At 64.9% G+C, this 14,548-nt stretch carries 12 protein-coding genes; 2 read left to right on the top strand and 10 right to left on the bottom strand.

The window, feature by feature from the left end:
* Positions 1-303 precede the first annotated feature (303 nt).
* The 8 genes from LRA98_RS11750 to LRA98_RS11715 form a co-directional block, all read right to left on the bottom strand.
* Positions 304-702: a hypothetical protein gene (locus LRA98_RS11750; protein WP_238633662.1), complete on the bottom strand. Its 399-nt coding sequence runs from the start codon at positions 700-702 to the stop codon at positions 304-306.
* On the bottom strand, positions 699-2,372 hold the full coding sequence (locus LRA98_RS11745) for a secretin and TonB N-terminal domain-containing protein (RefSeq protein ID WP_238633663.1): 1,674 nt from the start codon (positions 2,370-2,372) through the stop codon (positions 699-701). Before LRA98_RS11745 ends, LRA98_RS11750 begins: the two co-directional genes overlap by 4 nt.
* Positions 2,373-2,446: 74 nt before the next feature.
* Positions 2,447-3,097 carry a hypothetical protein gene (locus LRA98_RS11740; protein WP_238633665.1) on the bottom strand — a complete coding sequence of 217 codons (651 nt, stop codon included), beginning with the start codon at positions 3,095-3,097 and terminating at the stop codon, positions 2,447-2,449.
* A 48-nt stretch (positions 3,098-3,145) separates the two neighbouring features.
* Positions 3,146-3,814, bottom strand: coding sequence for a hypothetical protein (locus LRA98_RS11735; protein ID WP_238633667.1), 669 nt, complete (start codon positions 3,812-3,814; stop codon positions 3,146-3,148).
* Positions 3,811-5,538: a hypothetical protein gene (locus tag LRA98_RS11730; RefSeq protein ID WP_238633668.1), complete on the bottom strand. Its 1,728-nt coding sequence runs from the start codon at positions 5,536-5,538 to the stop codon at positions 3,811-3,813. Before LRA98_RS11730 ends, LRA98_RS11735 begins: the two co-directional genes overlap by 4 nt.
* 82 nt (positions 5,539-5,620) lie before the next feature.
* Complete coding sequence (locus LRA98_RS11725) at positions 5,621-6,214, bottom strand: hypothetical protein (protein ID WP_238633669.1); 594 nt, start codon at positions 6,212-6,214, stop codon at positions 5,621-5,623.
* 254 nt (positions 6,215-6,468) lie between these two features.
* The gene (locus LRA98_RS11720; protein WP_238633671.1) at positions 6,469-7,212 is read right to left on the bottom strand and encodes a response regulator transcription factor; all 744 of its coding nucleotides are present in this window, start codon (positions 7,210-7,212) and stop codon (positions 6,469-6,471) included.
* Positions 7,213-7,377: 165 nt separating this feature from the next.
* Positions 7,378-8,241, bottom strand: coding sequence for a response regulator transcription factor (locus tag LRA98_RS11715; RefSeq protein ID WP_238633673.1), 864 nt, complete (start codon positions 8,239-8,241; stop codon positions 7,378-7,380).
* 390 nt (positions 8,242-8,631) lie between these two features.
* Between LRA98_RS11715 and LRA98_RS11710 the strand changes: the two genes are divergently transcribed.
* Together LRA98_RS11710 and LRA98_RS11705 are read left to right on the top strand one after the other, a co-directional pair.
* Entirely contained in the window at positions 8,632-8,949 is a 318-nt protein-coding gene (locus LRA98_RS11710) for a c-type cytochrome (protein ID WP_201243074.1), read from the top strand.
* Positions 8,950-8,957: 8 nt separating this feature from the next.
* Positions 8,958-10,262, top strand: coding sequence for an NAD(P)/FAD-dependent oxidoreductase (locus tag LRA98_RS11705; protein ID WP_238633675.1), 1,305 nt, complete (start codon positions 8,958-8,960; stop codon positions 10,260-10,262).
* An 18-nt stretch (positions 10,263-10,280) separates the two neighbouring features.
* Here the strand turns inward: LRA98_RS11705 and pyc are convergent, their stop codons facing one another.
* Both pyc and LRA98_RS11695 read right to left on the bottom strand, forming a co-directional pair.
* A complete protein-coding gene (gene pyc, locus LRA98_RS11700) occupies positions 10,281-13,724 on the bottom strand; it encodes a pyruvate carboxylase (RefSeq protein ID WP_238633676.1) in 3,444 nt (1,147 codons plus the stop codon).
* 146 nt (positions 13,725-13,870) lie between these two features.
* Complete coding sequence (locus tag LRA98_RS11695) at positions 13,871-14,287, bottom strand: thioredoxin fold domain-containing protein (protein ID WP_238633678.1); 417 nt, start codon at positions 14,285-14,287, stop codon at positions 13,871-13,873.
* Positions 14,288-14,548 lie beyond the last annotated feature (261 nt).

Raw genomic sequence — 14,548 nt, 5'->3', positions numbered from 1 at the left:
GCCGAGGGCCTTCGAGACCGATTGGCTAAAGTCTCGCCAGCGCCAAAGCGACCACACATCAGGGGGTTACACTTGCCCCTTCCATTACTCAGTGGGTTATGCCGGATCTTCCATTGCCTGTGCAGAATTGGACCGTACCAGTTCTGCGTCGCGTGAGATTGTCAACCGGTATTCGGCGGTAGCGCCGGCCAGAAACCGACCGCGCCCTGGGCTGTCAGGGTCGCAGCTACGCGCGCTGTCCGGCGGTCCGGCCTCCGATGGCCGCGCGCAAGACCAGACCATCATCGATGCCCCGCCCCAGGATCAACCGCCGCCGTTGGCGGCACTTGCCCCGGGCAGCTCCTGAATGAAGTTGCCCCGACTGCGGCTCGTCACATAGAGCCGGCCAGAGTGAACCGCGAAAAGCGCCTCCACGCTACTGTCATCCCGCACCTGCGCCCCGCCCGATGTTGCCAGGGCGTTCCGTATCGCTGGGCCGATATCAAGGATTTGGTCCCGATCGAATCCTGCCCGGAGCATCGCCTCCGCCAGCTCATCGGCGCCTACCGGAGTAGCCTGGCCAACCGTGATCGGCGTCACCGCCTCCCGGCTCATGGCCACGCCCCGCTCTGCGGTCGCGCAGCCGCTCAATCCCAGGACGACCAGAAGCGCAAGCAGCAGCAGGCGCGGCCGACGCCGACTGCTCGCCTCTGCCCTGGTCATTCGTCCCTCCTTGCCCCGGTCTCCAGCCGGCTGAGGGCCGCTGCCAGCGCATCCCGGAACTCGTCCTCATCGATAACCTCTACCGGCGGCAGCTCGCGGCGTCCGTCGCTGAACAACCGATCCGACTCCTCGACGAGGGTGGCGGTCACGAACACGGCCACCTGCCGCGCCTCGTGGTCGAGCTGATCACTGCGGAAGGCGCGTCCGAGCAGCGGCAGCCTACCAACCCCCGGAACGCCGGTTCGCGTAAACCGCGAGCGCGTATCCACCAAGCCTGCCACGGCCGCCGTCCCCCCGTTCTCGACCTGCACCGTACTGTGCGCAGTGCGGCGGCTGACCACCGGCAGGTTCGACGCCCCCCGCCCGACCACATCGCTGACCTCGATATCCATGTCCAGGGTCAGCTCGCCGTTCGATCCGACCTGTGGCGTGATCGCGAGGACGGTTCCGGTCTCGATCTGCTCCAGCTGCGCGCGCGCGAAGGTCGTCGCATCCGTGGTTATCTCGAACCACTCCTCGGTGACGACACTGATCTCCGCCTCCTTGCCGTCCTGGGCCAACACCTGGGGGGTGGAGACGATGGTGGCCTCCTCATTCTGGGTCAGCATATTGAGCGTCATGGCCAGGGCGTTGGTGAACTCACGCCCCGGCGTGAACCCGATGCGCAGCCCCCAGGGCCAGCTCGGGCTCGTCTCGTCGTCGATGAACGTGCCCGCAGTGGCGGTGGGGAAGTCCCAGTTGACGCCAAAGTCGAGCAGATCCCCGCGCTCGAGCACTACGACCCGCGCGTCGAGCATCACATGCTGGCGCGGTATGTCGATCGTATTGATATCCTCAAGGATCCGATCCGCGAGGTGGCGCGGCGCGCTGATTGCCAGGGTGTTCGACTCCGGATCGGCGCGCACGTATTCCTCGAGTGAAGCCGGCAGGAGCGCAAGCGTCTTTTTGGCACGGGCATGCTGCAGCTTGACGATGCGTGTGCGGTGGATATACGGCGTTTCGGTCGATGCAGGGCCCGGGGGCACATCAAGCCGACGGATCATTCTCAGGATTTCGGTCCGGTTTTCTTCCGGAGCGGTGACGGCAATCGTATTGCGACCGGGGTCCGTTCTGACGAAACGTTGCAGATTCTCAGGCAAAAGATTGCGCACATTCTCGGAGCGAATGAACTCGAGCGCCACGAATGTCGTGGCCTTGTCGTTACCCTGGTCGATAAGGCGCAGGTCGGCCACGATACGCTCCATGAGGTCAGTGGGCGCAGTGACTGCGAGGCGCTCGGATGCCTCGTCCACGCGCACGTAACGCTGCAGGGGCTGGGCGAGCAGGGACCGCGCCGAGTTCGGCGTGAGGTTGTCGAGCCGGATCAGCAGGGTCTGCGCAACATCCGTGAAGAAGTCCGCCGATGCGTCGGGGTTGAACACGAGATAGTAGTCCGGCTGTCGCGAGACCCGAAAACCGGTTCCGGCGAGCACACGATCCAGCGCCCGCTCCAGCTCGACGCCCTCGAGACTGACCGAGATGATGCCGCTCACACTCGGGTCGGCGATGATGTTCACGCCGGTCTGCGCGGCGATGTCTTCAAGCGCCTGGCGCAGATCCGTCTGGAAGAAGACGTTGTCCACCGTCGGGGTCTCGTCTGCGGACGCCGTCGGTGGCAGAGCGATGACCATTGATAACGCCACGAGGCATGTCGCCGCGACGCCCCTGAAAGCTGAATTCACTGCCCCTCCAAGCCGCAGAGTCTTTACTCTTCCCTGGCGGTAATCGTCACCTGCACCTCGCCGCGGTAAATCCCGGGGTTGTCAAAACTGCGTGAGGCGACATCCCCCCACATCACGCCCGGCACCACATGAACCACGCCGGATATTGGCCCCTCGGCGGTATCTACTCTCGAAGTGGCGTGGTTCGCGGGATTCGTGCCACAGGGGTTTCCCAACCCGGCAGAGGAAGGCCCGCGTCCTCCGGATTCCGGCAGCTCGATGCACAGATAATAGGGCAGCTCGGCCCCGGTATCGGAGAGCGCCTTTCCCGTGGGGCCGGTCCTGGAAGCCCGCCCCACAGGGCCCTCCGGCGGTGCATCCAGCACGGCGCCGGGCGCGGCCGAGACCGTCACTCGGGCGTTGCCGGACACGGTGAAAGGGACCTGCGCGCTGTCCAGATGCGGCGCAGGCCCGCGCGTGAACGGGCCGCTCCCTTCCAGCCCCTGTGCGCGGCTAGGGATGTGCAGCTCGAACGCGGTGCCTTCGGGAAGCTCGAGCTGGGCGATGGGAGTGACGCGGATGGATATGTTTATCTTGGCGGTGTCGTCCGCAGCTGAGGCAGGTTGCGCCATTGGTACACCCAGTGCGAGGACCAATGCGCTGATCACCCCCGCCTTGATTAAGCTCCAACTCACTTGCTGCAGCCTCGGTTACAGGGCCGCCCCGCAGCTGAGCGTGCCACGTCACAAGGCATCGGCGGAAACCGTTATCGTCACGTGCCCTGTATACACCCCAGGGGATGGAATACCACCATGTACGGTCCAGTTTTCATTGGCCTCCAAGTGAATGACCCCTTCCCGTTCATAGCCGGTTTGTGTCAAATCGACCGTCAGGCCTGGAGTCGTCGGACCTGGTTCGAAACCTGGAAGGGTCGAAATCTGGACCGGTGAGGAGGGCTGCCCAAATCGCGGGAAGCGAAGCTCGATCGCGTACCCAATTTCTTCCGATCCAAGTGTTGCTTTTCCCAGCCAATCCTCCGGGCCATCGACTTTGACGAAATCATCCGGTTCAGCGGTAACCGTTGCGCTAGCGTTTCCGATTACTCTAAAACCAACTCCCTCCGCAGGGATAGTCGACGCAGGGGACGGAATTTCCAAGCGGAGCAGGGCAGAGTCCAGCAGTTCCAGCTCAACAAACGAGCCGACGGAAAGCTCCATCTGAATTTCGGCGCCGTCGGCTTCCCAAGGGTTTGCAAGCTGTGCCATTGCCGGCGCGCAGGTCAACATACCCATCAGGCAACCGGGGACCATTTTAACGGAACTTGAGCGCATGGCCTGGCGCACGGTTTTTATCTTAATCATTTTACACCCAATGATCGATTGCACTGCCAGACCATTGCGTATGCGATTCATTGAGATTCCTCCGGAGCCGTCTCCTCGACCGCGCCTTCTAATTCCGGTAATGCTTCTTCATCCGGCAAATCTATATCTGCATCGTCATCCAGTACTCGGACGCGATGAACCATGCTTCCGTTCTCGTCGGGCTCTGCGATCACTTCGATCAAAGTCTGCTCCGAAGCAGAGAGCTGAAAGCCATACCCAAGCGAGGCACGAAGGGCGTAATAGCCCGGCTCGACCTCCGAGAAATTGAGCTTGCCGCCGAAATTGCGCCGCCCAAGGGGCAAAATCGGCCCCGGTTCGGCCGTCAGCCTCGCGCGGGCCAGGCTGCCACGGCCGCTCAGGACCTGAACTTCGCCAGAAGGCTCGAGATGCACATCGCCGCGGTTGGCGAAGCGGACTTGAATAATGTGTTCCGACGGCGCATCCCCCTCGGCGATCAGCAGCCGCTCGATCGCCCCCTCCGGCGCGGTTTCTACCCCGCTATGAACAAGATGCGCCACCGACCTTGTTTCGCCGGCACTCTGACCGTCGGCATAACGCCCCTGCAGGATCAGGTCGGCGTAGTAATTCGAATGGTCCAGTCCTTCCCGCGGTATGCGGCTGATCACGCGCACATTTCGCTGGCCATTGGGGCGCAGGGTAAACTCGCTCGGCCGTATCTCTGTCCAGCCCTCAGCCGAAAAGGCATCCCCGCGTAGATCGCCCATGGCGACACCGCGCAGATCGTTCGGCGTGCTTGCCGCCATCTGCACCGTAACGGCATCCTCACCCGGGTTCGCGATGGAGACAACGGCCGTGCGCGTCGCGCCTGGCGAAACATTCATCTGCACCATCACAGGGTCAAGCACGAGCGCGGTGTCATAGGCAAGCGTGTCGATACTCGGGTCGCCCTCGAATTCCACGACCTTTTCAAGGATATCCGCGCTGCGCCCGTCGACGCGCAGCTCTCCGCGCAGCCGGTAGGTGCCCGACGGCAGACGGCGCTCGAGGTCATCGCCCAGGGAAAACGTCACCCCGGGAATGATGCTGCGCTCGGGGACATCGATCCGCGTGACAGGCCGCCAGCGATCGTTGCTCTCGCGGTCGACAGTAATCCGGCCCTGCACCCGTGAGTAGGTGCGGCCCTGATTGGTGATGGAAAGCTTGGCAAGCGTGGTTGGGTCGCGCCGGTCCTCTTCATCGACATCGTAGGTCATCATCACATCGTCGATCCGCACCTGCTGCCGCACCGACCTGCCCTGTGTCTGCATGATGATGGGGATCAGGAAGCGCACGCGCACCACCAGCCCCTGCGCATCAGCCGGGCGCGGTGTCTCGGCAATCAGCGCGCCGAAATAGGCGCCGTGCGCATCCCGGGGGACGTTCACATTAACCGTGGTTTCGACCCGGCCGGCGGCAGGCACCGTGATGCTGTCTTCCTCGAGACTCACCCAGTCGAGGAGCGAGGCATCATGGGGTGGCCCCTCCCCGCTGCCGGGGTTCACGACGTACCAACTGCCCGTGGGCGTCTGGGTCAGCTCCACCAAGCGCAGCTCGATCATCTGATCGCCGGTGGGGGAAGTGTTGTTGAGCCTCAGCGGCAGTTCGATGGTCTGGCCGGGCCGCGGCGCGGCTTCCAACATCATGGGCTGCACGTTGAAGCCCTGTGCCATCACCGGCGCGGCCGGAAAAAAGAGCAGAACGGCAACAACCGAGCAGACGACTGCCCCGCCGATATGTCTGAAACCGTCGCGCATGAGGCACAACTCCCTAGGTGCGGGGAGGGGGGTTGCACTCCCCCTCCCGCGCACTTTTCTCGTTTTACTAGAATCGAGCCGCTTACTGGGCTGCGATCGTATAGATCACTTGAAAATCTTGGCCGTCCGTGACCTCCGGCAGGCCATGGCGCGCCTCAGCGGCGTAATCCACTTCCGTCGAGGTAGCCGAGGTGCCCGCGGTCCCGCTCAGAATAAGTTGCGGGGTTCCGGGTTGCGACCCAATGTAACCGCCATCATCCCGGCGCCACGTTACGATTTTGTCCGCCATAGCTTGATCGTGCTGACCGACCCCATTGTACTCCCCTCGATTCTGGATGTCGGCGAGAACATGGAACATCGTCCATTCTGGAATATCCCCTTCGATGTCGACGAGCACCTCATAGTCGACATTGGCGACGTGGTTAACCGTGTCTTCGACGATACCTCCCTCAGGGATAATGCCCGCAGCGTTAGTGATTTCCAGCGATACGGCCGGGTCGCCATCACGCGCCTGTCCGGTCCCGATGGCGGACCACACTTCGCCCCACTCGCCTACGACGATTTCAACATTAACTTCCGCGCCGTCACCTTCCCACGGATTATCGAAAGCCGAAGCCGCACCCGCGAACCCCATGGCCGTAAGCGCGACGAGGCTCACTGAAAGTTTCCTATTCATCTTTTTTTCCTCTTGAGCAATTTTTTCAACAAGAGCCGCAGAAGTGGTCTTCGTTAGATTCCACCCCTAACGTTGTCTTGTGATTCCCCACACTTGGATATCCAGGGAATCCCGGCCGCACGAATCCGTGCACGCCGCATACTAGCCTCGGGGCATCCCTACGCGAATCGGCCATAGCTCCATGATGTATTCGCCACCTCGATAGCCATTGGTAGGAGTCCGCTCCATCCCGCGCGGAAAGCGGCTTCCGGACACTATGCCGCCCCCTGCCCGGACCGCGCCCCACTCAGGTACCGCCACCCGATCAGGGCCGCGGCCGTCCGGTTGGCGACACCGAGCTTGCGGTAGATGCTGTAGAGATGCGTCTTGACCGTGCACACGCTCATGCCCAGCTCCCGCCCGATGGCCTCGTTGGTCGCGCCCTCGCCCAGCGCACCCAGGACCTCGCGCTCTTTGGCGGTGAGCCCATCCAGCCGCGCGCGCTCCGCGGCATCACCCGCCTCGGGCATCGCAGCGGTTGCCGCGGCCGGAGTGGTGCCCTCCCTGCGCAGCTGCAGCAGATACTCGTTCAAGGCCTCCCGCGGGAACCACAGCTCGCCGTGGAGCATGGCCTGCACCCCGCGGACCAGCTGATCCGGCCCCGTACCCTCCGGGAAGACGCCCAGGATCCGGCTGTGCGCTAGGTAGCGTCCGAGCTCGACGCCAGGAGGCACATTCAGCAGCGCCACACCGGGCCCCGCCCCCGGGGCACCGGCCTCTTCCATCCGGGAGGCCCGGTCCAGGGCGTGAGCACTCGAGGCCACGTCCAGCAGCAGGAGCCGGACGGCCCCATCATCGAGGAGATGCTCCAGGTGAGCGTCATCCGCCATCCGGCACTCAGGGGGCAACTGTTGGTCGAGATGCTCCGCCAGCAGCCGGTTCTGCAGCCACGGCTTACAGAGCAGGCAGACCTCCGCGACGGTCACCTCATACACCATATCGTTGCCGGACGCGGGCATAGGGCATCCTTCCTCGGCGATGGCCTCTCCGGGTGCACTACCTGGCCAGCAGGCGTTCTTGCGGGTTACCCGTCGGAACCCGGATACCAGGTAAGGTAGCGCGCGGGGCTGCGCCGAAGTACCGACCAAGGGTCTAGATCACGGACGGCTCCGGCCAGGCGTGCGCTAGTAGAAAGGTGGGAGATCCGACTCTGGTCTACGACTTTCGGGTAGGGCGTCCAGCCAGCGGCACGCCCAGATGGCCGCCTCGACCCGGTTGGCGACCCGCAGCTTGCGGTAGAGCGCGTTCAGCTGGGCCTTGACGGTATGGACACTGACGCAGAGCCGGTGGGCGATGGTCTTGTTCGGCGCCCCTTCCGCGAGCGCCTGAAGCAGCGCACGCTCGCGGGCCGTAAGCGCATCGAGCACCCCGCCCGATGCCACCCCCGCTGTGGCGGGTCGGCACCGCTCCGCCGCAATCCAGGCGCTGAGCGCGCGGCGCGGCAGCCAGATCTCGCCATCGAGCATGGCATCGACCCCTCGGAGGAGGATCTCCGGCGACGTGTCCGCGGTGAACACGCCCACGAGGCCGGGGCACCCGAGCAGCGGCGCTACGTCCTCCGGACCCGGGACATCGAGCAGGGCCACCCGGCTGCAGGCCGCGAGCCCCGCCGCCTCCCAAGTAGACGTCGAAGGCTGCTCTTCTCCAAGGCAGCGCCACGGAACCAGGAACAGATCCCGATCACCGACGGCTATGGCCGCGTCCAGCGAGGCCGGCTCGATCAACTCGGCCCGGCAGACACCACTGTGCTCGATCAACTCGCGCAGCAGGCGCGACTGGATATCGGCGCGGCCCACGAGTGCTACCCGCTTCGACGGCTGTTGCGCGCTGCCGACAGAGCGCCCCGGCGCCGGGCGTGCGGGGTGCGTCGGTGCATCTCCACCAAGCGCAGCCCCGGAGGCAGCGGCGTAGCACGCCGAGCTTGCCGCGAGCGGGCCCAGCTGGTTCTCTCCGCAGCCAGCCTGTCCACTGGCCTGTTCGTCGGTCATGCCTCGCCTCCGATACCGGACATCCGGCGCCTCATCCTTGACATTCGTTAGCTCCCTGGTGACCGAGTAGAGCGAGACATTAACCGAACACAAACGCCACCCGGAGTGTAGCAGTAGCCTCAGATCCCTGCCCCGCCGGAAACGCAGCGACGAAACCAGCTAAAAACCGTCCTCGGTAGCGAGGTAACGCTAGGGGAGGCTCTCCAGCGACGCGTCCATGCCGAGCGCCGCGAGCTCCAGCCCTTTCATCCCAAATAGCGCGCGGCCACCCCATCCAGTAGCACGCCTCCCTCAATCCGACCAGCCAGCCATACACTATATACATGCTGTACCATGCATATTTAGACTGTTGGTGTTTCGTCTTCCGTCAGCGAAACAAAGGAGGGAACCATGCAGCGACGCCGACTGATCACGACCGCCGCGATCGCTGTACTGGCCGGATCACCCCTCGCAGCCCAGAGCGATGACGACTCGTCCATCTCCCGGGCGGAGCTCATCGCCAACAGCTGCTTCGCCTGCCACGGTGAGGATGGCCAGGGAGCCGGGAGCATGCCCCCCATAGCCGGCTGGGACCCAGAGATCATGGAGGATTTCATGAAAGGATTCCGTGACGGCAAGCGCGACCCGACGGTTATGGATCGGCACGCCACCGGCTATACCGACGAGGAAATCCGCGAGGTCGCCGAGTACCTCAGCGAGCTGGAGTGAGGAGCATCATGAGCGCAAAGATCTCTCGCCGCCACTTCCTGCAGCTGAGCGCGACAGGGCTCGGCGCTGCTGCAATCGCCCCACTTGCCGGCCCGTGGACGGCCCGTGCCGGTGAGCGGCTCGATGCCCGGATCGTCGTGGTCGGCGGCGGCTCAGGCGGAGCCACCGCGGCCAAGTACCTCAAGCACTATGCCCCCGGGCTCCGCGTCACCCTGGTCGAGCCGCAAGAGCGTTACTACACGTGCTACGCCGGGAACTGGTATCTCGGCGGCTTCCGGGAGCTCGAGAGCCTCGGGCACGGCTACGGCAATCTGCGCGACCGTCACGGGGTCGAGATCATCCATGATCGCGCCACGGCGATCGATCCGACCGGCAAGGCGGTCGAGACCCGGGAAAACGGCAGCCTGACCTACGACCGGCTTATCGTCGCTCCCGGCATCGAGTTCGCCTGGGACCGCGTCGAGGGCATGGGGCCGGAGGATACCGAGACGATCCCCCACGCCTGGGAGGGTGGGCGCCCCTTCGAGATCCTGCGCCACCAGCTCAAGGATCTGGAGGATGGCGGGACCGTGATCGTCTGCCCGCCCGACGAGCCGTATCGCTGCCCGCCGGGTCCGTATGAGCGCATGGCGCTCATCGCCTACTATCTCCAGCAGGAGAAGCCCCGCTCCAAGGTCCTCGGTCTCGACCCCAAGGACACGTTCTCCAAGCAGAGTCTCTTCCAGCAGGGTTGGGAGGCGCTGTACGGGGACATGATCGAGTGGATCCCGGGCTCCGAGGGCGGCGCCCCGGAGCGGATCTCCGTCACCGACCGCAAGATCTTTACAGACGGCGGCACCCAGGCCCACCCCGGAGACGTCATCAACTTCATCCCGCCGCAGCGGGCCGGAGCCATCGCCCAACAGGCGGATCTCACCGATGACAGCGGCTGGTGCCCCGTCAACCAGAAGACCTTCGAATCGGATCGCTACAGTGATGTCTACGTCATCGGCGATGCGGCAATGGCAGGCGCCATGCCCAAATCCGGGCACGCGGCGAACAACCAGGGCAAGCTGGTGGCCGCCACCATCGCCAGCGATCTGCGCGGCGAGAGCCTGCCCGACTTCCCGACGGTGAACACCTGCTACAGCCTGGTCGCGCCGGATTGGGGCATCACCGTGGCCGGCGTCTACGAGCACCAGGAGGGCGACATCGTCGGCGTAGACGGTGCTGGCGGCCTCAGCCCGCTCGATGCCGACCGGGATCAACGGGAGCTCGAGGCCATGTACGCGCCCGGGTGGTACGAGTCCATCACCGACGATATCTTCGGCTAACCGGCTGTTGGCTGCCCCCTAGGCTGCGAACTCGATCAGCAGATCCTTGGCCTCGATCTGGCTGCCGGGCTGAACGTGTACGGCTTTGATCTCGCCATCGCGCTCGGCTTGCAGCGCCATCTCCATCTTCATCGCCTCAATGGTCAGCAGCAGATCACCGGCCTGGACATGCTGCCCCGGTGTTGCGGCCACCGAGACCACGACACCGGGCGTGGGAGCGCCCACATGGGCGGGATTGCCCGACTCGGCCTTGGGGGCCTGCACCACGTTCGCCTTGGCCTTGCTGTCCGCCACTCGAACGGTCCGGGGCTGGCCGTTGAGCTCGAAGAAAACGCGGCGCTCCCCGTCGTCACCCGGCTCGCTGACGGTCATCAGCCGGATCTCCAGGGTCTTGCCGTGGTCGATGTCAACGCTGATCTCCTCCTCCGGCTCCATGCCATAGAAGAAGTTGCGCGTTGGCAGAGCGCTCACGGGACCAAAGCGTTCGCGACGCCGCATGTACTCGGTGAAGACCTTCGGGTACATCAGGTAGCCATGGAGGTGCTCGTCGTCGATTTCGGCGCCGTCGAGCGCGTCGCTGACCTGTTGCCGGGCTGCTTCCAGATCGAGGGGCTCGAGGTACTTGCCGGGGCGATCCTGCAGCGGCTGCTCCCCTTTGAGCACTTTCTGCTGGATACCCTGCGGCCAACCGCCGGGCGGCTGCCCGAGGTTGCCGCGCAGCATGTCGATGACCGAATCCGGGAAGCTCACCTCCACGGCCGGGTCCTCGACCTGCTCGCGGGTCAGGCCCTGGCTCACCATCATCAGCGCCATATCACCCACCACCTTGGAGGAGGGGGTGACCTTCACGATATCGCCGAAGATCTCGTTCGCGTCGGCGTAGGCCTGCGCCACCTCGTGCCAGCGCTCCTCCAACCCCAGCGAGCGGGCCTGCGCCTTGAGGTTGGTGAACTGCCCCCCCGGCATCTCGTGGAGGTAGACCTCGGACGACGGTGACTGCTGGCCAGTCTCGAAGGCGGCGTAGTGGGCCCGCACCTGCTCCCAGTAATTGGAGATGGCACGGACATCCGCCATGTCGATCCCGGTGTCCCGCTCCGTGTGCCGCAGCGCCTCGACGATGGAGCCAAGGACCGGTTGCGAGGTGTTGCCCGAGAAGGCATCCATGGCCACGTCGGCCACATCGACGCCGGCATCGGCCGCGGCGAGGATGGTGGCACCGGCAATGCCACTCGTGTCGTGGGTGTGGAAGTGGATCGGCAGCCCCACCTCCTCCTTGAGCGCCCGGAACAGCACCCGCGCCGCCGCCGGCTTGAGCAACCCGGCCATATCCTTCACCCCAAGGATGTGGGCACCGGCATCGCGCAGCGCCTTGCCCATCGCCACGTAGTACTTGAGGTCGTACTTGGCGCGGCCCGGATCGAGGATATCGCCGGTGTAGCAGATCGTCCCCTCACACACCTTGCCACTTTCCAGCACCGCGTCCATCGCCTCGCGCATGTTCTCGACCCAGTTGAGGCTGTCGAAGACGCGGAAGACGTCGACGCCGCTCTCGGCGGCCTGATGGACAAAGGCGCGCACCACGTTGTCCGGATAGTTGGTGTAGCCCACGCCGTTGGAGCCGCGCAGCAGCATCTGCGTCATCACGTTCGGCATCGCCGCCCGGATCTGCCGCAGCCGCTGCCAGGGGCACTCCTGCAGGAAGCGATAGGCGACATCGAAGGTGGCCCCGCCCCAACACTCGACGCTGAACAGCTGCGGCAGATTGGCCGCATACGCCGGCGCAACCCGGGCCATATCGAAGGTGCGCATGCGGGTTGCCAGCAGCGACTGGTGGGCATCGCGCATGGTGGTGTCGGTGAGCAGCAACTCCTTGCGACCCGCCAACCAATCGGCCACCGCCTGCGGCCCCCGCTCTTCCAGCAGGTTGCGGGTACCCGGCACCGGCTCACCCCGCGGGGCGGGCGGCACCGGCAGGGGCAGCCCGGCCGCCGGCCGGGGCCGATCGAGGACCTCCGGGTGACCGTTGACGGTGATCTCGGCCAGATAGGTCAGCAGCCGGGTGGCCCGGTCCCGGCGCTTGTCGAACGCGAAGAGCTCCGGCGTGTTATCGATAAAGCGCGTGGTGTAGGTGTTGTCGAGGAACACCGGGTGCTTGATCAGATTCTCCACGAACGGGATGTTGGTGGACACGCCACGGATGCGGAATTCGCGCAGGGCGCGATCCATCCGCGTAATCGTCTCCGCCGGTGTGGGCGCCCAGGCCGTTACCTTCACCAACAGCGAGTCGTAGTAGCGGGTGATGACCCCGCCGGCGTAGGCCGTGCCGCCATCGAGCCGGATCCCCATGCCGGTCGCCGAACGGTAGGCCGTGATGCGGCCGTAATCCGGGATGAAGTTGTTCTGCGGATCCTCCGTGGTGACCCGGCACTGCATGGCGTGACCGTTGAGCCAGATCTCGCCCTGGTCGGCCTTGCCCGTGGCCGTATCCAGGTGCTCGCCTTCGGCGATTCGGATCTGCGCCTTGACGATGTCGATCCCCGTAACCTCCTCGGTCACGGTGTGCTCGACCTGGATGCGCGGGTTGACCTCAATGAAGTGGAAGGCACCGGTCTCCATGTCCATGAGGAACTCGACCGTACCCGCGTTCCGGTAACCCACATGACGGGCGACCTTGAGCCCCAGCTCACACACCTCCGCGCGCTGCTCCGGGGTCAGGTACGGCGCCGGTGCGCGTTCCACCACCTTCTGGTTGCGCCGTTGCACCGTGCAGTCGCGCTCGAAGAGGTGGTAGAGGTCGCCGTGGGTATCGCCCAGCACCTGCACCTCGACGTGGCGGGCCCGCTCGATCACCTTCTCGAGATACCCTTCGCCACTGCCAAAGGCCGCTTCCGCCTCGCGCCGCCCCTCCAGGACTTTCGCTTCCAGCTCTTCGGGGCCGTGGATCGGTCGCATGCCGCGTCCACCGCCACCCCAGGAGGCCTTGAGCATCAGTGGGTAGCCGATCTCCTCCGCCCAGCGCCGGGCCGCCGCCATGTCTTCTCCGAGCACCTCCGAGGCGGGGATTACCGGAACACCGGCAGCGATGGCCACCCGCCGTGCGCTCGCCTTGTCACCCAACTCGCGCATCGTCTCCGCGCGCGGCCCGATAAAGGTGATACCGGCGCGCTCGCAGGCGTCGACCAACTCAGGGTTCTCCGAGAGCAGCCCGTAACCAGGGTGAACGGCGTCTGCCCCGGCCATCTTCGCGACCCGGATGACCTCGTCGATGGAGAGGTAGGCCTCGACCGGCCCCATGCCCTCGCCAATCAGGTAGGCCTCGTCCGCCTTGAAGCGGTGGAGTCCGAGCTTATCCTCCTGGGCGTAGATCGCGACGGTGCGCTTGCCGAGCTCATTCGCCGCACGCATCACCCGAATGGCGATCTCGCCGCGATTGGCGATCAGGATTTTGTGAAACAGAGCCATGGATTCCCCGTGCAAACAGTGAGTATTGCGTCAGTCTACACGGCACTGAGCTCTGCAGTCCGCCCCTTCATGGAGCCTTTAGACGAGCCAGGCCGCCCCCAGGAAGCTGGGCGGCACGGCGTCCTTGAGTTCCATTGAGGGCCCCGCTACGGCATCTCGGCGGCGAGTTCCTCGAGTTGGCGGACCTCATGGGGGCCCCCACCGGTTAGCGAGCGCACCTCCCCTTCTGGATCCTCGTAGACCAGTCGCGGCACCTGCGCGATACGGGCTGCCTGTGCCTTTTGCGTGTTGGCATCCACAGCCTCCGCGGCATCATCGAGGCGACGCTCCGCGTCGAGCCAGTCGATGGCCCCGGCCCGCGCTTGATCGCCCAAGTAAGCCACGGGCACCCAGCGCCACTCGATGTTGGGGGTGGGCTGATCCGCCACGGCTCGGCGTAACTCAGTGCACGAGGGACAGTCGGTATCGACCACGGCGTAGATGACCATTTCGCCCCTGCCATCGCGGACGTAGGTGGTCTCTTCCAGCGCCGCAAGGAGTTCGGGAGAGGCTGTCTCTCCCAAATCACGATCCATGCATGCCGTCACTGACAGGCCGACAAGGCAGACCGTAATCGCTGTCACCGCAACGCGCAGCCTACGTGGCATTGTGTGCCCCTTCCTGCTTGCTGTCCCCGGGCGGTCGAGCGCCCCAGGCTCTCAGTCTAAGGGCAGCCCGAGCGGGTGGTCACGACCTCACTCGACGATCGGCAGTGTCGGCTGAGCCCGCCTGGCGAGGGCCTTCGGCACCACCGCGATCACCGATGATGCTCGCCGGAGCGCTCC

Origin of the sequence: Halorhodospira sp. M38, assembly GCF_022227985.1 — a bacterium.
Taxonomy (GTDB): domain Bacteria; phylum Pseudomonadota; class Gammaproteobacteria; order Nitrococcales; family Halorhodospiraceae; genus Halorhodospira; species Halorhodospira halophila_A.
Note: the sequence above shows the minus strand (reverse complement) of the source record. Positions and strands in the feature narration are given on the sequence as shown.